Below are 18,995 nucleotides of genomic sequence, written 5' to 3'. Positions count from 1 at the left end.
ACATGCAATCCCGTCACTTGAAGTTGCTCGCCGCCGCCACACTCACCGCGTGGTCGCTGACCGCCGGTATTGCCCACGCCGCAGGTGTGCTGACCATCGGCTGCCGCGAAGACAGCACCACGTTTGACCCGATCAAAAGCGCGCAGAACCGCGATACCTGGGTGTTCGCCAACGTCTACGACACCCTGGTGCGCGTGGACAACCTGGGCACCAGGATGGAACCGGGGCTGGCCGAAAGCTGGGACATTTCCAAGGACGGCCTGACGTACACCTTCAAACTGCGGGCCGCGAAGTTCTCGGATGGCTCGCCGATCACTGCTGACGACGCTGCCTTCAGCCTGTTGCGCATTCGCGACAACAAGGCCTCGCTGTGGAGCGACCCGTTCAGCCTGATCAACACCGCCAAGGCAGCTGATCCGCAGACGCTGGTCGTGACCTTGAAAACCCCGGCGGTCGCCTTCCTTTCGCAACTGGCTTCGCCGACGGTGTCGATCCTGTCGGAAAAAGCCATGACCAAGATGGGCGAAGACGCCTACTCGGAAAACCCGGTGACCTCCGGCGCGTTTACCGTGGACGAGTGGCGCAAGGGCGATCGGGTGATCCTGAAGAAGAACCCGAACTTCTGGCAGGCCAGCAACGTCAGCCTGGATGGTGTGGAATGGGTCTCCGTCACCGACGACAACACCCGCATGCGCATGGTGCAGAACAACGAGCTGGACACGGCGATCTTCGTCCCGTTTTCCCGGGTTGAAGAGCTGAAAAAAGACAAGAACGTGGTGGTGCACTCCGATCCGTCCACCCGTGAAGATCACCTGTTGATCAACCACGCCCACGGCCTGCTGGCCAAGCCGGAAGTGCGCCAGGCGCTGGACATGGCCATCGATAAACAATCGCTGGTGAAAACCGCCACCTTCGGCCAGGGCACCGTGGCCTATTCCTACATTCCAAAAGGCTCGCTGTACCACTACGCCAACAACCTGCAACGCCCGTATGACCCGACCGAAGCCAAGAAACTGCTCGCGGCTGCCGGCGCCCAGGATTTGAAGCTCAACTACGTGGTCAACGCCGGCAACGAAGCCGACGAGCAGATTGCGGTGATGATCAAGGATCAACTGGCCAAGGTCGGTGTGACGGCCAACCTGCAAAAGGTCGACCCGACCCAAAGCTGGCAGATGCTGGTGGACGGTGATTACGATATTTCGGTGATGTACTGGACCAACGACATCCTCGACCCGGACCAGAAGACCACCTTCGTGCTGGGCCACGACACCAACCAGAACTACATGACTCGCTACAAGAACGACAAGGTCAAGGACCTGGTGGCCGCGGCGCGGATCGAGGCGGACCCGGTCAAGCGTGAGCAGATGTACGTCGACCTGCAGAAAATGGCGAAACAGGATGTGAACTGGATCGACTTGTACTACAGCCCGTACATCAACATCTCACGCAAGAACGTGAGCAACTTCCTGCAAAACCCGTTGGGGCGCTTCACGCTTGAGGAAGTGGTGAAGAACTAAGTTCTAGAGATCACCGCAATACAAATGTGGGAGCGGGCTTGCTCGCGAAGGCGGTGGATCAGTCGATATCTCTGTTGACTGACACTCCGCCTTCGCGAGCAAGCCCGCTCCCACATTAGGTTGTACTGTGTTCCAGATAGTTATTGCGCGTCAAACGCCTGCCCATTGATGCCGGTACTGTCCGGCCCCATCAGGTACAGGTACACCGGCATGATTTCCTCCGGTGTCGGGTTATCGGTCGGGTTCTCCCCTGGATACGCCTGGGCCCGCATGCTGGTGCGGGTGGCGCCTGGGTTGATGCTGTTGGCGCGCACCGGTGCGACATTATCCAGCTCGTCCGCCAGGGTTTGCATCAGGCCTTCGGTGGCAAACTTCGACACCCCGTAAGCCCCCCAATAAGCCCGGCCCTTGCGGCCCACGCTGCTGGAAGTGAACACCACCGACGCATCCTGGGACAGCTTGAGCAGCGGCAACAGCGTGCTGGTCAGCATGAACATCGCGTTGACGTTCACATGCATCACCCGCATGAAGTTCTCGCCGGACAACTGCTCGATCGGTGTGCGCGGGCCGATGATCGAGGCGTTGTGCAGCAAACCGTCGAGGTGGCCGAACTCCTTTTCGATCATCGCTGCCAGCTCGTCGTATTGATGGGGCAGGGCGGTCTCCAGGTTGAACGGGATCACCACCGGCTGCGGCTGGCCGGCGGCTTCGATTTCGTCGTAGACCTGGGCCAGGTTGGCTTCGGTCTTGCCCAGCAGCAACACGGTGGCGCCGTGGGCCGCATAGGTTTTGGCCGCCGCTGCGCCAATCCCGCGACCGGCGCCGGTGACCAGGATGACCCGGCCCTTGAGCAGTTCTGGACGTGCGGAGTAATCAAACATAAACAACCTCGACAAAGTTCACAGAAAATCCATGTGATTGATTGCGGCTAAGGCTGGCCAAGGCTTCTGTGGCGAGGGAGCTTGCTCCCGTTGGGTTGCGAAGCAGCCCCAGCTTTCGCGACTGCTGCGCAGTCGAACGGGAGCAAGCTCCCTCTCCACAAAATTGCAGCAACCTCAGGCAGTCCCGATCAGCAGCTGCACAGCGCGCTGTCCAGCACTTTGCGCAGTTCCAGCGGGTGATCCACCACCACATCGGCACCCCAGTTGCGCGGGTTGTCGTCCGGGTGGATATAGCCGTAGGTGACCGCCGCGGTGCGAGTGCCGGCGTCGCGGCCCGACTCGATGTCCCGCAGGTCATCCCCCACGAACAGCACGCTGGCCGGGTCCAGGTCGAGCATCTTGCACGCCAGGATCAACGGTTCCGGGTCCGGCTTGCTGTTCTTCACGTGGTCCGGGCAGATCAGCAGCGCGGAGCGCTCGGCCAGGCCTAGCTGCTGCATGATCGGTTCGGCAAAGCGCAGTGGCTTGTTGGTGACCACGCCCCAGATCAGCCTGGATTTCTCGATATCCACCAGCAGCTCTTCCATGCCCTCGAACAGCTTGCTGTGGATCGCGCAGCCCTTGAGGTAACGCTCGAGGAATTCCTGGCGCAGCTCTTCAAAGCCCGGGGACTCGGGGTCCATGGAAAAGGTCACGGCGACCATCGCCCGGGCGCCGCCGGAGATTTCATCGCGGATGTGCTGGTCGTTGATCGGTGCCAGGCCGCGGTCAGCGCGCATGGCCTGGCAGATGGCGATAAAGTCTGGCGCGGTGTCCAGCAGGGTACCGTCCATGTCGAAAAGAACCGCTCGCAACTTCACAGGCTTACTCCTCGCGCAGGGTCTGGATCATGTAGTTGACGTCAACGTCGCTGGCCAGCTTGTAGTGCTTGGTCAGCGGGTTGTAGGTCAAGCCGATGATGTCCTTGACGGTCAGCCCGGCCTGACGGCTCCAGGCGCCCAGCTCGGAAGGGCGGATGAATTTCTTGAAGTCATGGGTGCCGCGGGGCAGCAGCTTCATGATGTATTCGGCACCGATGATCGCGAACAGGTACGCCTTCGGATTGCGGTTGATGGTGGAGAAGAACACCTGGCCACCGGGCTTGACCATGCGGAAGCAGGCGCGGATCACCGAGGACGGGTCCGGCACGTGCTCGAGCATTTCCAGGCAAGTGACCACGTCGAACTGCCCGGGCATCTCTTCGGCCAGCTCTTCGGCGGTGATCTGCCGGTATTCGACGTTCACGCCGGACTCCAGTTGGTGCAACTGGGCCACGGCCAATGGCGCTTCGCCCATGTCGATACCCATCACGGTGGCGCCGCGCTGGGCCATGGATTCACTGAGGATCCCGCCGCCGCAACCCACATCCAGTACCTTCTTGCCGGCCAGGTTGACGCGCTCGTCAATCCAGTTGACCCGCAGCGGGTTGATGTCGTGCAGGGGTTTGAACTCGCTTTCGCGGTCCCACCAGCGATGGGCGAGGGCTTCGAATTTGGCGATTTCAGCGTGGTCGACGTTGCTCATGGGGAATCCTCTAAATCTGATAAAACGTTTTGCCGGCCCTGGCATGCGTTGCCAGGGCGGGTGTTATTCGCTGTGTCCGCTGATGCGCTGGCCCCAGGCGATGGCCGTGGCGCACAACTGTTGTTCATCCAGGCGGGTCAGTTGCCGGTCGTCGAGCAATTGCTTGCCGCCGACCCAAAGGTGTTTCACACAATCGCGTCCGGTGGCATATATAAGCTGTGAGACCGGATCGTAGATCGGTTGTTGCGCCAGGCCCGACAGGTCGAAGGCCACGATGTCAGCGGCCTTGCCGACTTCCAGCGAGCCGATTTGACTTTCCAGGCCCATGGCCCGGGCGCCGTTGAGGGTGGCCATGCGCAGGGCGCGGTGGGCATCCAGGGCGGTGGCCGAGCCGGCAACGGCCTTGGCCAGCAGCGCGGCGGTGCGGGTTTCGCCCAGCAGGTCGAGGTCATTGTTGCTGGCCGCGCCGTCGGTGCCTACTGCCACATTGACGCCGGCTTGCCACAGGCGTTCCACCGGGCAGAAGCCGCTGGCCAGTTTCAGGTTGGATTCCGGGCAATGGATCACGCTGGTGTTGCTTTCTACCAGCAAAGTCAGGTCGTCATCGCTGATTTGGGTCATGTGAACGGCCTGGAAGCGCGGCCCCAGCAAACCCAGGCGGCCAAGCCGTGCCAGCGGGCGTTCACCACGCTGTTCAACGGACTGCTGCACTTCGAAGGCGGTTTCATGCACGTGCATGTGGATCGAGGCGTCCAGTTCCTCGGCGATCACCCGGATTTTTTCCAGGTTTTCATCGCAGACGGTGTACGGCGCGTGCGGGCCGAAGGTGATTTTGATCCGTGGGTGATGCTTGAGGTCGCCGAACAGCTCGACGCCCTGGCGAATCGCCTCGTCGGCGTCAGCAGCGCCGGGAATCGGGAAATCCAGGATCGGGATGGCGATTTGCGCGCGCATGCCGCTGTTGTGCACCCGTTCGCTGGCGACTTTCGGGAAGAAGTACATGTCCGAGAAACATGTGATGCCGCCCTTGATCTGCTCGGCGATGGCCAGGTCAGTGCCGTCGCGGACGAAGGCTTCGTCGACCCACTTGGCCTCGGCGGGCCAGATGTGGTTTTCCAGCCAGGTCATCAGCGGCAGGTCGTCGGCCAGGCCGCGAAACAGCGTCATGGCCGCGTGGCCGTGGGCGTTGATCAGGCCGGGGCTGAGCAGCATGCCCGGCAGTTCACGCACTTCGCTCGCTGCGAGCTTCAAGGCCGCGGCGCGTGGGCCGATAAACGCAATGCACCCGTCACGAATGCCCAGGGCGTGCTCCTTGAGCACTACGCCGGCAGGCTCGACAGGTACCAGCCAGGTGGGCAGCAGCAATAAGTCGAGCGGGGCGGCAGTCGGTGTCATCGAGGGCAGTTTCCCAGGCATCTATAAAGAACGGCGAAGTATACCCGAGCGTCCTGGCTGGCGGATCGCTATAATCGGCGGCTTTTGTTCATGAGTGCGGGGTGAGGGATGCGCGATCGACTGTTGGCTGCGGAGAAAGTGAAGGCCATCGACTGGCGTGATGGCGCACTGTACCTGCTCGATCAGCGTATTTTGCCGTCTGCAGAAACCTGGGTCGCCTGCACCAGTGCTGCCGAGGTGGCCGAGGCCATTCGCACAATGGTGGTGCGGGGTGCGCCGGCCATTGGCATCAGTGCGGCGTATGGCCTGGTGCTGGCCGCTCGTGCCCACATCGCCGAGGGCGATGACTGGCAGGCCGCCTGGGAAGAGGACTACGCGGTGCTGGCGGATACCCGCCCGACCGCGTCGAATCTTTTCTGGGCCATGAAGCGCATGCGCGATTGCCTCGATCGCCTCAAGAAACACGCCGATCCGTTGAAGGTGCTGGAGGCCGAGGCGGTGGCGATTCACCAAAGTGATCGCGAAGCCAACCTGACCATGGCGCAGCTGGGTGTAGAGCTGATCCGCAAGCATCAGGGCAATGTCCAGGCGATCCTGACCCATGGCAATGCGGGTGCGCTGGCTACCGGCGGCGTCGGTACCGCGCTCGGGGTGATTCGCGGAGCGTTCCTGGAAGGCATGGTGGAGCGCGTCTACGCCAACGAAACCCGGCCCTGGCTGCAAGGTTCGCGGCTGACGGCCTGGGAATTGGCCAATGAAGGCATTCCGGTCACCGTGAATGCCGATTCGGCGGGTGCGCATATCCTCAAGACCAAAGGCGTGACCTGGGTGATCGTCGGTGCCGACTGCATTGCGGCCAATGGCGATGTGGTCAGCAAGATCGGCACCTATCAGTTGGCGGTGTGCGCCATGCATCACGGCGTGCGTTTCATGGTGGTGGCGCCCAGCTCAACCATCGACCTGATGGCGGCCAGCGGTGATGACGTGCCGCTTGAAGAGCGCGACGCCCGTGAACTGCTGGAAGTCGGCGGCACCCGCGTAGCCGCTGATGTAGACGCCTTCAACCCGGTGTTCGACGTGACGCCGGCGGACCTGATTGATGTGATCGTCACTGAAAAAGGCATCGTCGAACGCCCCGACACGGCGAAGTTGGCGCAACTGATGTGTCGTAAACGCCTGCATTGAGGCAATTTGCCCGCAAAAATCCCCTTGGATCCAGCTCTAAGGCCCTCTCGTCGCCGTCAAGCCTGTCATCCGTCAACTTACTATGCTCCATGCGCATCAGGGGGATAGGTGCGTGGCGGCGATTGTGATAACATCCGGCGGTTTCCAGGGTCACCCCAAGGGGTAACCTTTAATGCGCAGATCCGTGTCATAACTCGTTGATTTGTCGTAAGTCGTTGCCAGGCATCATGCCGGCAGCGGCGAGCTTCGTTCGTCCCATAGGATGTGACGAGGTTTCACCCGAAAAAGGAATCAGGCTTCTCATGGGCGAACTGGCCAAAGAAATCCTCCCGGTCAATATCGAAGACGAGCTGAAACAGTCCTACCTCGACTACGCGATGAGCGTAATTGTCGGTCGGGCACTGCCTGATGCGCGCGATGGCTTGAAGCCCGTGCACAGGCGTGTGCTGTTCGCGATGAGCGAGCTGGGTAACGACTGGAACAAGCCGTACAAGAAATCTGCCCGTGTTGTCGGTGACGTGATCGGTAAGTATCACCCTCACGGCGACACTGCGGTGTACGACACCATCGTTCGGATGGCCCAGCCGTTTTCCCTGCGCTACCTGCTGGTAGACGGCCAGGGCAACTTCGGTTCGGTCGACGGCGACAACGCTGCGGCCATGCGATACACCGAAGTGCGCATGACCAAGCTGGCGCACGAGCTGCTGGCTGACCTGCACAAGGAAACCGTGGACTGGGTGCCGAACTACGACGGCACCGAAATGATCCCGGCGGTCATGCCGACCCGTATTCCCAACCTGTTGGTCAACGGCTCCAGCGGTATCGCCGTGGGCATGGCCACCAACATCCCGCCACACAACCTCGGTGAAGTCATCGACGGTTGCCTGGCCCTCATCGACAACCCCGAGCTGACCGTCGATGAGCTGATGCAGTACATCCCGGGTCCGGACTTCCCGACCGCCGCGATCATCAACGGTCGCGCCGGCATCATCGAAGCCTACCGTACCGGTCGCGGCCGCATTTACATGCGTGCCCGCTCGATCATCGAAGACATCGACAAGGTCGGTGGCCGCCAGCAGATCGTCATCACCGAACTCCCTTACCAGTTGAACAAGGCGCGTCTGATCGAGAAGATCGCCGAGCTGGTTAAAGAGAAGAAGCTGGAAGGCATCACCGAGCTGCGCGACGAGTCTGACAAGGACGGTATGCGCGTGGTGATCGAGCTGCGTCGTGGCGAAGTGCCTGAGGTGATCCTCAACAACCTCTACGCCCAGACCCAGCTGCAAAGCGTATTCGGTATCAACGTGGTAGCGCTGATCGACGGCCGCCCGCGCATCCTGAACCTCAAGGATCTGCTGGAAGCCTTCGTGCGTCACCGCCGCGAAGTGGTAACCCGCCGTACCGTATTCGAACTGCGCAAGGCCCGTGAACGCGGCCACATCCTGGAAGGCCAGGCTGTTGCGCTGTCGAACATCGACCCGGTCATCGCCCTGATCAAGGCTTCGCCGACGCCGTCGGAAGCCAAGGAAGCGCTGATCAAGATGCCGTGGGAATCCAGCGCCGTAGTAGCGATGGTGGAACGTGCCGGTGCCGATTCGTGCCGTCCGGAGACTCTGGACCCACAATACGGCCTGCGCGACGGCAAGTATTTCCTGTCCCCGGAACAGGCCCAGGCCATCCTGGAACTGCGTCTGCACCGTCTGACCGGTCTGGAACACGAGAAGCTGCTGGCCGAGTACCAGGAGATTCTCAACCAGATCGGCGAGCTGATCCGCATCCTCAACAGCGCCGTGCGCCTGATGGAAGTGATCCGCGAAGAACTGGAAGTGATCCGCGCCGAATACGGCGATGTGCGCCGCACCGAGATTCTCGACGCCCGTCTCGACCTGACCCTGGGTGACATGATCCCGGAAGAAGATCGCGTCGTGACCATTTCCCACGGTGGCTATGCCAAGACCCAGCCTCTGGCTGCGTACCAGGCCCAGCGTCGTGGCGGTAAAGGCAAATCGGCTACCGGCGTCAAGGATGAGGACTACATCGCTCACCTGCTGGTTGCCAACAGCCACACCACGCTGCTGCTGTTCTCCAGCAAGGGCAAGGTGTACTGGCTGAAAACCTACGAAATCCCGGAAGCGTCCCGCGCTGCCCGTGGTCGTCCGCTGGTCAACCTGCTGCCGCTGGACAGTGATGAATACATCACCACCATGCTGCCGGTAGACGAGTACACCGAAGGTCACTTCATCTTCATGGCCACTGCGAAAGGCACCGTGAAGAAGACCCCGCTGGAATCCTTCAGCCGTCAACGCAGCGTGGGCCTGATCGCCCTCGAACTGGACGAAGGCGACGTATTGATCAGCGCGGCCATCACCGACGGCGAGCGTGAAGTCATGCTGTTCTCCGACGGCGGCAAGGTCACGCGCTTCAAGGAATCCGACGTTCGTGCCATGGGCCGTACCGCCCGCGGTGTGCGCGGCATGCGTCTGCCGGAAGGGCAGAAGCTGATTTCGATGCTGATCCCGGAAGAAGGCAGCGAGATCCTCACTGCATCGGCCCGCGGCTACGGCAAGCGTACGGCCATCAGCGAGTTCCCCGAGTACAAGCGTGGCGGCCAGGGCGTTATCGCCATGGTCAGCAACGATCGCAACGGCCGCCTGGTCGGCGCGGTCCAGGTGCTGGATGGTGAGGAAATCATGCTGATTTCCGACCAGGGCACCCTGGTACGTACCCGGGTTGATGAAGTGTCGAGCCTGGGGCGTAACACCCAGGGCGTGACCTTGATCAAGCTGGCCAGCGACGAAACGTTGGTAGGCCTGGAGCGTGTCCAGGAGCCATCGGAAGTCGAAGGCGAGGAGCTGGAAGGTGAAGAGGGGATTGCACTCGAGGGGCAAGTGATCGGCGATGCCGATGACGGCGTCGACGAGCCAACACTCGACGCTGCCGCAGACGAAGAAGAACCGCAGGAATAAGCGGACACACAGGGGGCGGATGAAGATTCGCCCCCTTGTTGTTTGTCCCGTTTGAAATACGACGCCGCGCCGCTCTTGTAGGAGCCGGCTTGCCGGCGATGGCATCAACTCGATTCAAGTGAAGCGCCGAGTCGTTTGCATCGCTGGCAAGCCAGCTCCTACAGGGTTCCGCGTTGCGGGATGTTGATTGCAGTCCCACCAGATCAGAGAGATTGGATGTGAGCAAGAGAGCCTATAACTTCTGTGCCGGTCCCGCGGCGCTTCCTGAAGCAGTCCTGCAGCGCGCGCAGGGTGAACTCCTCGACTGGCATGGAAAAGGCCTCTCCGTGATGGAAATGAGCCATCGCAGCGATGAGTTCGTGTCCATTGCCACCAAGGCCGAGCAGGATATGCGCGACTTGCTGGACATCCCGTCCGATTACAAAGTGCTGTTCCTGCAGGGTGGTGCGAGCCAGCAGTTCGCCCAGATCCCGCTGAACCTGCTGCCGGAAGATGGCACTGCGGACTATATCGACACCGGTATCTGGGGGCAGAAGGCCATTGAAGAGGCCTCCCGTTACGGTCACGTCAATGTGGCAGGCACGGCCAAGCCCTACGACTACTTCGCCATCCCCGGTCAGAACGAGTGGAAGCTGTCGAAAGACGCGGCCTATGTTCACTACGTGGCGAACGAAACCATCGGCGGCCTGGAGTTCGACTGGGTGCCGGAAGTGGGTGATGTCCCGCTGGTCTGCGACATGTCCTCGGACATCCTCTCGCGCCCGATCGATGTGTCCAAGTACGGCATGATCTACGCCGGTGCACAGAAGAACATCGGCCCGAGCGGCATCCTGGTCAACATCGTCCGTGAAGACCTGTTGGGTCGTGCGCGTTCGCTGTGCCCGACCATGCTCAACTACAAGGTCGCGGCCGATAACGGCTCGATGTACAACACCCCGCCGGCCTTCGCCTGGTACCTGTCGGGCCTGGTGTTCGAATGGCTGAAAGAGCAGGGCGGCGTGGCTGCCATGGGCAAGCTCAACGAAGAGAAGAAACGTACCCTGTACGACTTCATCGACGCCAGCGGCCTGTACAGCAACCCGATCAACCTGACCGACCGTTCGTGGATGAACGTGCCGTTCCGCCTGGCGGATGATCGCCTGGACAAGCCTTTCCTCGCCGGCGCCGACGAGCGCGGCCTGTTGAACCTCAAGGGCCACCGTTCGGTAGGTGGCATGCGCGCCTCCATCTATAACGCTGTCGATATCCACGCCGTCAAGGCGCTGGTGGCTTACATGGCAGAGTTCGAAAAGGAACACGGCTAATGTCTGAGCAAGAACTCAAGGCCCTGCGCGTACGCATTGACAGCCTGGACGAGAAAGTCCTGGAGCTGATCAGTGAGCGCGCGCGGTGCGCCCAGGAAGTTGCACGGGTGAAGATGGCTTCCCTGGCTGAAGGCGAAGTGCCGGTATTCTACCGTCCGGAGCGTGAAGCCCAGGTGCTCAAGCGCGTGATGGAACGCAACAAGGGCCCGTTGGGCAACGAAGAGATGGCGCGGTTGTTCCGTGAAATCATGTCGTCGTGCCTGGCACTGGAGCAGCCGCTGAAAGTGGCTTACCTGGGCCCGGAAGGCACCTTCACTCAAGCCGCGGCCATGAAGCACTTCGGTCACGCGGTGATCAGCAAGCCGATGGCTGCGATCGACGAAGTGTTCCGTGAAGTGGCCGCCGGGGCGGTGAATTTTGGCGTGGTTCCGGTGGAAAACTCCACCGAAGGTGCCGTCAACCACACCCTCGACAGTTTTCTTGAGCACGACATGGTGATCTGCGGCGAAGTCGAGCTGCGTATTCACCACCACTTGCTGGTGGGCGAAAACACCAAGACCGACAGCATCAGCCGCATCTACTCCCACGCCCAGTCCCTGGCCCAGTGCCGCAAGTGGCTGGACGCGCACTACCCGAATGTGGAGCGCGTGGCGGTGTCCAGCAACGCCGAAGCGGCGAAGCGGGTCAAGGGTGAGTGGAACTCGGCGGCGATTGCCGGCGACATGGCTGCCGGCCTGTATGGGCTGACGCGCCTGGCCGAGAAAATTGAGGATCGCCCGGATAACTCCACGCGCTTCCTGATGATCGGCAGCCAGGAAGTGCCGCCGACCGGCGACGACAAGACGTCGATCATCGTCTCCATGAGCAACAAGCCCGGCGCGCTGCATGAGCTGCTGGTGCCGTTCCACGACAACGGGATTGACCTGACGCGAATCGAGACGCGTCCTTCGCGCAGCGGTAAATGGACTTATGTGTTCTTTATCGACTTCGTCGGCCATCACCGCGACCCTCTGGTCAAGGGTGTGCTCGAGAAAATCAGTCAGGAAGCCGTGGCACTCAAGGTGCTGGGCTCTTACCCGAAAGCGGTTTTGTGAGGCTTTAACATGAGTGGCAACTTCCTCGCCCTGGCGCAGCCGGGCGTGCAACAACTGTCGCCTTACGTTCCGGGCAAGCCTGTGGACGAGTTGGCGCGAGAGTTGAATCTGGATCCGTCGAAGATCGTAAAGCTGGCCAGTAACGAAAACCCGATGGGCCCAAGCCCCAAGGTACTGGCTGCGATTCGTGAGGCGCTGGCCGAACTGACCCGTTATCCCGATGGTAACGGCTTTGAACTCAAGTCCCTGCTGGCGAAAAACTGCCGCGTTGATATCAACCAGGTGACCCTGGGTAACGGCTCCAACGATATTCTGGAGCTGGTCGGCCGCGCCTATCTGGCGCCGGGCCTGAACGCGGTGTTCAGCGAGCACGCGTTTGCGGTCTATCCGATCGTCACTCAGGCCGTTGGCGCCGAGGCGCGTGTGATTCCTGCGAGAAACTGGGGTCATGACCTGCCAGCCATGCTGGCGGCCATCGATGACAATACTCGTGTCGTGTTTATCGCCAACCCGAACAACCCGACCGGCACCTGGTTCAGCGCCGAGGTGCTGGATAACTTCCTGCAGGACGTGCCGGAGCATGTACTGGTGGTGCTGGACGAGGCATACATCGAGTACGCCGAAGGCAGCGACCTGCCGGACGGCCTGGACTTCCTCGCGGCTTATCCGAACCTGCTGGTCTCGCGCACGTTCTCCAAGGCTTATGGCCTGGCGTCGCTGCGGGTCGGTTACGGCTTGTCCACTGCGGTGGTAGCCGATGTGTTGAACCGTGTGCGCCAGCCATTCAACGTCAACAGCCTCGCGCTGGCGGCGGCTTGCGCTGCGGTGCAGGACACCGAGTACCTGGAAGAAGGCCGTCGCCTCAACGAAAGCGGCATGCTGCAGTTGCAGGAAGGTTTCCGTGAGCTGGGCCTGGGCTGGATTCCGTCCAAGGGCAACTTCATCTGCGTCGACCTCGGCCAAGTGGCGGCTCCTGTGTTCCAGGGCTTGCTGCGCGAGGGTGTGATCGTGCGTCCGGTGGCCAATTACGGCATGCCGAACCACCTGCGCATCACCATCGGTCTGCCTGCTGAAAACAGCCGCTTCCTCGAAGCGCTGGCCAAGGTTCTGGCTCGTGGTTGATGTCACTGCATTGCAACCTGCTGTACCTATGATCGGTCGCCTGGTGGTGGTCGGTCTGGGATTGATCGGCGGCTCCTTTGCGAAGGGCCTGCGGGAAAGCGGCCTGTGTGGCGAAGTGGTCGGTGTGGACCTGGACCCGCAATCGCGCAAGTTGGCGGTGGAGTTGGGTGTGGTGGACCGTTGCGAGGCTGACCTCGCTGTAGCCTGCCAGGGCGCGGATGTCATTCAGCTGGCGGTGCCGATCCTGGCCATGGAGAAGTTGCTGGCGCTGTTGGCCGGCATGGATCTGGGCCAGGCAATCCTGACCGATGTCGGCAGTGCCAAGGGCAATGTGGTGCGTGCGGCGCGGCTGGCCTTTGGTGGCATGCCTGCGCGGTTTGTGCCCGGGCATCCGATTGCCGGGTCCGAGCAGAGCGGGGTGGAGGCGTCCAATGCGCAACTGTTCCGCCGCCATAAAGTGATTCTGACACCGCTGGATGAAACCGATCCTGTGGCACTGGCCGTGGTGGATCGGCTCTGGCGCGAGCTGGGGGCGGATGTCGAGCATATGCAGGTCGAGCGCCACGATGAAGTGCTGGCAGCGACCAGCCATCTGCCGCATTTGCTCGCATTTGGCCTGGTGGATTCGCTGGCCAAGCGCAACGAGAACCTCGAGATTTTCCGCTACGCCGCCGGTGGTTTCCGCGACTTTACCCGGATCGCCGGTAGTGATCCGGTGATGTGGCACGACATCTTCCTTGCCAACCGCGATGCGGTGTTGCGCACCCTGGACACGTTCCGCAGCGACCTCGACGCCTTGCGCGACGCGGTCGATGCTGGCGACGGGCACCAGTTGTTGGGCGTGTTCACCCGTGCGCGGGTGGCGCGGGAGCATTTCAGCAAGATTCTGGCGCGTCGGGCTTATATGGATGCTGCAGTAAATGCGGATGACCTGGTGTTTCTCGCCGGTCCCGGTGGCCGCTTGAGCGGGCAGATCCGCGTGCCTGGGGATAAGTCGATCTCCCATCGCTCGATCATGCTCGGTTCTCTGGCGGACGGTGTCACTGAAGTCGAAGGTTTTCTGGAGGGTGAGGACGCCCTGGCGACTTTGCAGGCGTTCCGCGACATGGGCGTGGTGATTGAAGGCCCGCACCATGGGCGCGTCACCATCCACGGGGTTGGCCTGCATGGCTTGAAGCCGGCGCCAGGTCCGATCTATCTGGGTAACTCCGGCACCTCCATGCGGTTGTTGTCCGGTTTGCTGGCGGCCCAGCGCTTCGACAGTGTGTTGACGGGTGACGCCTCGCTGTCCAAGCGCCCGATGAATCGCGTGGCCAAGCCATTGCGCGCAATGGGTGCGGTGATCGAGACCGGGCCGGAAGGGCGTCCGCCGCTGACCATTCGCGGTGGCCAGGCACTCAAGGGGCTGACCTACGCATTGCCGATGGCCAGCGCTCAGGTCAAGTCCTGCCTGTTGTTGGCCGGGTTGTATGCCGAGGGTAAAACCTCGATTACCGAACCGGCGCCGACCCGCGACCATACCGAGCGGATGTTGCGTGGTTTTGGGTATCCGGTGGAAGTGGCGGGCGCTACGGCTGCGGTCGAGTCGGGCCATGCGTTGACCGCGACCCATATTGAGGTGCCTGGGGATATTTCCTCCTCGGCGTTCTTTCTGGTGGCGGCTTCAATCGCCGAAGGCTCCGAGCTGTTGCTTGAGCATGTGGGTATCAATCCGACCCGTACCGGCGTGATCGATATCCTGCGACTGATGGGCGCGGACATCACCCTGGAAAACCAACGGGAAGTGGGTGGTGAGCCGGTCGCTGATTTGCGTGTTCGTGCGGCGCCGTTGAAGGGGATCGAGATTCCTGAAGCCCTGGTCCCGCTGGCTATCGATGAGTTCCCGGTGTTGTTCGTGGCTGCGGCGTGCGCCGAAGGCCGGACGGTATTGCGTGGGGCAGAAGAGCTGCGGGTCAAGGAGTCCGACCGGATCCAGGTCATGGCCGACGGTCTGCTTGCGCTGGGCGTGAAGTGTGAACCGACACCTGATGGGATTATTATCGATGGTGGCGCGATCGGCGGTGGTGAAGTCCACGCCCATGGCGATCACCGGATTGCCATGGCCTTCAGCGTGGCTTCCCTGCGAGCGGCTGCGCCGATTCGTATCCATGACTGTGCCAACGTGGCTACGTCTTTTCCGAATTTTCTTACACTGTGTGCCCAAGTCGGCATCCGTGTTGCCCAAGAGGCTCAATTGTGAATATCAAAGCACCGGTGATTACCATCGACGGGCCAAGTGGCTCGGGCAAGGGCACGATCGCCGGCATCCTGGCCAAGCGCCTGGGCTGGTGCCTGCTGGATTCCGGGGCGCTGTACCGCTTGCTGGCCTTTGCCGCCCGCAACCATGGCGTCGACCTGACCAACGAAGAATCGCTGAAGCTGCTGGCTGCGCATCTTGACGTGCAGTTCGTCGGGGCGACCGAAGGTCATCCCCAGCGCATCATCCTGGAAGGGGACGATGTGACCGACGACCTGCGCAACGAGCAGGTCGGCTCCTGGGCTTCCCAGGTCGCCGCATTGCCGGCGGTGCGCGATGCTTTGCTGCAGCGCCAGCGGGCTTTCCAGGAGCCGCCGGGTCTGGTGGCCGATGGCCGCGACATGGGCACGGTGGTCTTTCCCGAGGCGCCGCTGAAGATTTTCCTCACGGCCAGCGCCGAGGAGCGGGCCCGTCGCCGTTACTTGCAGTTGAAGGGCAAAGTCGATGGTGTTAGTCTGTCGAGTCTGCTAGATGAGATCCGTGCACGCGATGAGCGTGATACCCAGCGTGCGGTAGCCCCGCTCAAGCCGGCGGCTGACGCCATACAGCTGGATTCCACGGAGTTGTCCATCGAGCAGGTGCTGGAACGCATCTTGAGTGAGATCGCCATTCGCGATATCGCCGGGTGACCAAGAAGGCCGCAGGGGACCAGTCATAGTCCTGTGGTGCTTCTTTTAATTGAAACTGACCCACACCGTCTGGGGTGTGGAGATGGGCGTATTCTTCGCCCTTATCAACAGGAATTAAAATGAGCGAAAGCTTTGCGGAACTCTTTGAAGAAAGCCTAAAAACCCTGAACCTTCAGGCAGGCTCCATCATCACCGGTGTTATCGTTGATATCGATTACCAAGCTCGCTGGGTAACCGTTCACGCTGGTCTGAAGTCTGAAGCTCTGATCCCGCTGGAACAGTTCTACAACGATGCTGGTGACCTGACTATCAATGTCGGTGACGAAGTTCACGTTGCTCTGGACTCGGTTGAAGACGGTTTCGGTGAAACCAAGCTGTCCCGTGAAAAAGCCAAGCGCGCTGAATGCTGGATTGTTCTCGAAGCAGCCTTCGCAGCTGAAGAAGTGGTCAAGGGCGTTATCAACGGTAAGGTTAAAGGCGGCTTCACTGTCGACGTTAACGGCATCCGTGCGTTCCTGCCAGGTTCTTTGGTCGACGTTCGTCCTGTGCGCGACACCACGCACCTGGAAGGCAAGGAACTCGAATTCAAGGTCATCAAGCTCGACCAGAAGCGCAACAACGTTGTCGTTTCCCGTCGCAGCGTCCTGGAAGCAGAGAACTCCGCCGAGCGTGAAGCTCTGCTGGAATCCCTGCAGGAAGGCCAACAAGTCAAAGGTATCGTCAAGAACCTCACCGATTACGGCGCATTCGTCGATCTGGGTGGCGTCGATGGCCTGCTGCACATTACCGACATGGCTTGGAAGCGTATCAAGCATCCATCGGAAATCGTCAACGTTGGCGACGAGATCGATGTCAAGGTTCTGAAGTACGATCGTGAGCGCAACCGTGTTTCCCTGGGCTTGAAGCAGCTGGGCGAAGATCCATGGGTCGCTATCAAGGCTCGTTACCCAGAAAGCACTCGCGTAACCGCGCGTGTTACCAACCTGACCGACTACGGCTGCTTCGCAGAGCTGGAAGAAGGCGTGGAAGGCCTGGTACACGTTTCCGAAATGGACTGGACCAACAAGAACATCCACCCTTCGAAAGTCGTACAAGTCGGCGACGAAGTGGAAGTTATGGTTCTGGACATCGACGAAGAGCGTCGTCGTATCTCCCTCGGCATCAAGCAGTGCAAATCTAACCCATGGGAAGATTTCTCTGGCCAGTTCAACAAGGGCGATAAAATCTCCGGCACCATCAAGTCGATCACCGATTTCGGTATCTTCATTGGTCTGGACGGCGGCATCGACGGTCTGGTTCACCTGTCCGACATCTCCTGGAACGAAGTTGGCGAAGAAGCTGTTCGTCGTTTCAAGAAGGGCGACGAGCTGGACACCGTTATCCTGTCGGTTGACCCAGAGCGCGAGCGCATCTCCCTGGGTATCAAGCAACTGGAAAGCGATCCGTTCTCCGAGTACGTTCAAGAGAACGACAAAGGCGCAATCGTTAAAGGCATCGTGAAGGAAGTTGACGCTAAAGGCGCCATCATCACTCTGGCCGACGATATCGAAGCGACTCTGAAAGCCTCCGAAATCAGCCGTGACCGCGTTGAAGACGCGCGCAACGTTCTGAAAGAAGGCGAAGAAGTAGAAGCCAAGATCATCAGCGTTGACCGCAAGAGCCGCGTAATCCAGCTCTCCATCAAGTCGAAAGACGATGCTGAAGAGAAAGAAGCCATCCAGAGCCTGCGCGACAAGCCAGCTACCTCTGAGCCTTCTGCTGGTCCTACCACTCTGGGCGACCTGCTGCGTGCACAAATGGAAAAGCAGAACTAAGTTCTGTCAGACCATAGAAAAAGGGCGACTTCGGTCGCCCTTTTTTGTGCCTGGGATTTGGTGTTGTGTGCAGCGTCGCCTTGGCGTTCTGTGGCTGGAGCGCCGTCGTCGCGCTGGCAGCGCGTTCGCGCTTATAGGCTCTATCGGCAGCGATCGCGCTGGAGTGCCTCCAGTGAGACTGAGCGAGAGCTGGCTGTCGTGGTGCGCAATGCCAACTCTCATCGAGTTACGCCCCAACTCTTTGAATATAAGTCAATACTTGGGCTGTTCAAATTCCTCAGGTCATGCTAAAACCTTCGAAGCGCTTTTCCTAGCTGCTTGAAAAAGAAGGGAAAAATATGACGAAGTCGGAGTTGATCGAACGAATTGTCACCCATCAAGGGCTGCTCTCATCCAAGGATGTGGAGCTGGCCATCAAGACCATGCTTGAGCAGATGTCCCAATGTCTGGCTACCGGCGATCGGATTGAAATTCGTGGGTTTGGTAGCTTCTCGCTGCACTATCGTGCGCCTCGTGTGGGTCGCAACCCAAAAACCGGGCAGTCCGTCAGCCTTGACGGCAAGTTCGTGCCTCATTTCAAGCCGGGCAAGGAATTGCGCGATCGGGTGAACGAAGACGAAGAAGAAAGCGTCTGAGTGTTTTTGGGGTAGGAGAAGGTTATGCGTGGGGTTAAGCGCGTTGTTCTGGTGCTGGCTATGCTAATTGTCGTGCTGGCAGTGTTGGGGTTCGTGCTGGAAAACCAGCAGGGCGCGTCTCTTTCATTCCTGGGCTGGGTGACCGGGCAGATGCCGGTGTCGGTGTTTGTGGTCGTGGCTTTGATAATTGGAATGCTGCTGGGACCGCTGTTTAGTGTCATCGTTGGGTGGGGCCGACGTCAAAAGTCCATGCCCGCAAGGCGTGGGTAGAGCTTCCATGGTTATTGTGTCACTCGCGAGCCGTTCGTCGGATTTTTCTGGTGCGGTGCGCATCAGTTACGTCGAGTGATCGGCATGTGGTAAGTCCGGCGATACCACTGACTATTGTCTCGCGGTTACGAAATTTGCTTTTCTGTCCTTCTCGGATGGCCTATATAAGGGTTGCCCCTATCTGTGCAGGAAGACTCCTACAGATATGTCAAGACTTGTAATATGTCAGTGAGATGGCAAAATGGAATCTGTTCTCGATAACAGGCATTTTGTGCGCTAAAGTCCGGCAGCGACGCTGGGTTTTTTCGGCCATATAACTAAAAT

15 protein-coding genes are annotated in these 18,995 nt (G+C 60.3%); 11 read left to right on the top strand and 4 right to left on the bottom strand.

Features of this window, described 5'->3' with window-relative positions:
* The first annotated feature begins 2 nt into the window (after positions 1–2).
* On the top strand, positions 3–1,517 hold the full coding sequence (locus tag HX818_RS03385; RefSeq protein ID WP_177019494.1) for an ABC transporter substrate-binding protein: 1,515 nt from the start codon (positions 3–5) through the stop codon (positions 1,515–1,517).
* A gap of 140 nt (positions 1,518–1,657) precedes the next feature.
* Here HX818_RS03385 and HX818_RS03380 read toward each other — a convergent pair whose 3' ends face one another.
* From HX818_RS03380 to HX818_RS03365, 4 genes are all read right to left on the bottom strand, one after another.
* On the bottom strand, positions 1,658–2,398 hold the full coding sequence (locus tag HX818_RS03380) for a YciK family oxidoreductase (protein ID WP_003218829.1): 741 nt from the start codon (positions 2,396–2,398) through the stop codon (positions 1,658–1,660).
* Between the two features lie 188 nt (positions 2,399–2,586).
* The gene (mupP, locus tag HX818_RS03375) at positions 2,587–3,258 is read right to left on the bottom strand and encodes an N-acetylmuramic acid 6-phosphate phosphatase MupP (RefSeq protein ID WP_003218827.1); all 672 of its coding nucleotides are present in this window, start codon (positions 3,256–3,258) and stop codon (positions 2,587–2,589) included.
* Positions 3,259–3,262: 4 nt separating this feature from the next.
* Complete coding sequence (gene ubiG, locus HX818_RS03370) at positions 3,263–3,961, bottom strand: bifunctional 2-polyprenyl-6-hydroxyphenol methylase/3-demethylubiquinol 3-O-methyltransferase UbiG (RefSeq protein WP_003218825.1); 699 nt, start codon at positions 3,959–3,961, stop codon at positions 3,263–3,265.
* Positions 3,962–4,024: 63 nt separating this feature from the next.
* The gene (locus HX818_RS03365; protein WP_003218823.1) at positions 4,025–5,356 is read right to left on the bottom strand and encodes a TRZ/ATZ family hydrolase; all 1,332 of its coding nucleotides are present in this window, start codon (positions 5,354–5,356) and stop codon (positions 4,025–4,027) included.
* A gap of 108 nt (positions 5,357–5,464) precedes the next feature.
* Here HX818_RS03365 and mtnA point away from each other — a divergent pair, with 108 nt between their 5' ends.
* The 10 genes from mtnA (at position 5,465) to HX818_RS03315 (ending at position 18,671) form a co-directional block, all read left to right on the top strand.
* Positions 5,465–6,541 (top strand): S-methyl-5-thioribose-1-phosphate isomerase, encoded by a 1,077-nt coding sequence (mtnA, locus tag HX818_RS03360; RefSeq protein WP_177019493.1) that lies wholly within the window; start codon positions 5,465–5,467, stop codon positions 6,539–6,541.
* Positions 6,542–6,843: 302 nt separating this feature from the next.
* Complete coding sequence (gene gyrA / locus HX818_RS03355) at positions 6,844–9,507, top strand: DNA gyrase subunit A (RefSeq protein ID WP_003218817.1); 2,664 nt, start codon at positions 6,844–6,846, stop codon at positions 9,505–9,507.
* A gap of 218 nt (positions 9,508–9,725) precedes the next feature.
* On the top strand, positions 9,726–10,811 hold the full coding sequence (serC, locus tag HX818_RS03350; protein WP_003218814.1) for a 3-phosphoserine/phosphohydroxythreonine transaminase: 1,086 nt from the start codon (positions 9,726–9,728) through the stop codon (positions 10,809–10,811).
* Positions 10,811–11,905 (top strand): prephenate dehydratase, encoded by a 1,095-nt coding sequence (gene pheA, locus HX818_RS03345; protein WP_003218812.1) that lies wholly within the window; start codon positions 10,811–10,813, stop codon positions 11,903–11,905. Before serC ends, pheA begins: the two co-directional genes overlap by 1 nt.
* Before the next feature lie 9 nt (positions 11,906–11,914).
* Positions 11,915–13,027 (top strand): histidinol-phosphate transaminase, encoded by a 1,113-nt coding sequence (gene hisC, locus HX818_RS03340; protein WP_177019492.1) that lies wholly within the window; start codon positions 11,915–11,917, stop codon positions 13,025–13,027.
* 28 nt (positions 13,028–13,055) lie between these two features.
* Entirely contained in the window at positions 13,056–15,266 is a 2,211-nt protein-coding gene (locus HX818_RS03335) for a bifunctional prephenate dehydrogenase/3-phosphoshikimate 1-carboxyvinyltransferase (protein ID WP_256346289.1), read from the top strand.
* Positions 15,263–15,952, top strand: coding sequence for a (d)CMP kinase (gene cmk, locus HX818_RS03330; protein WP_003172653.1), 690 nt, complete (start codon positions 15,263–15,265; stop codon positions 15,950–15,952). The genes HX818_RS03335 and cmk overlap by 4 nt, the downstream gene beginning before the upstream one ends.
* A gap of 119 nt (positions 15,953–16,071) precedes the next feature.
* Complete coding sequence (gene rpsA, locus HX818_RS03325) at positions 16,072–17,766, top strand: 30S ribosomal protein S1 (RefSeq protein WP_003218806.1); 1,695 nt, start codon at positions 16,072–16,074, stop codon at positions 17,764–17,766.
* A gap of 338 nt (positions 17,767–18,104) precedes the next feature.
* Positions 18,105–18,401, top strand: coding sequence for an integration host factor subunit beta (ihfB, locus tag HX818_RS03320; RefSeq protein WP_008437689.1), 297 nt, complete (start codon positions 18,105–18,107; stop codon positions 18,399–18,401).
* A gap of 24 nt (positions 18,402–18,425) precedes the next feature.
* On the top strand, positions 18,426–18,671 hold the full coding sequence (locus tag HX818_RS03315) for a lipopolysaccharide assembly protein LapA domain-containing protein (protein WP_008437692.1): 246 nt from the start codon (positions 18,426–18,428) through the stop codon (positions 18,669–18,671).
* Positions 18,672–18,995 lie beyond the last annotated feature (324 nt).

The organism is Pseudomonas sp. F9001 (assembly GCF_013385435.1).
GTDB lineage: Bacteria > Pseudomonadota > Gammaproteobacteria > Pseudomonadales > Pseudomonadaceae > Aquipseudomonas.
This window is presented reverse-complemented; position numbering and strand designations above follow the sequence as displayed.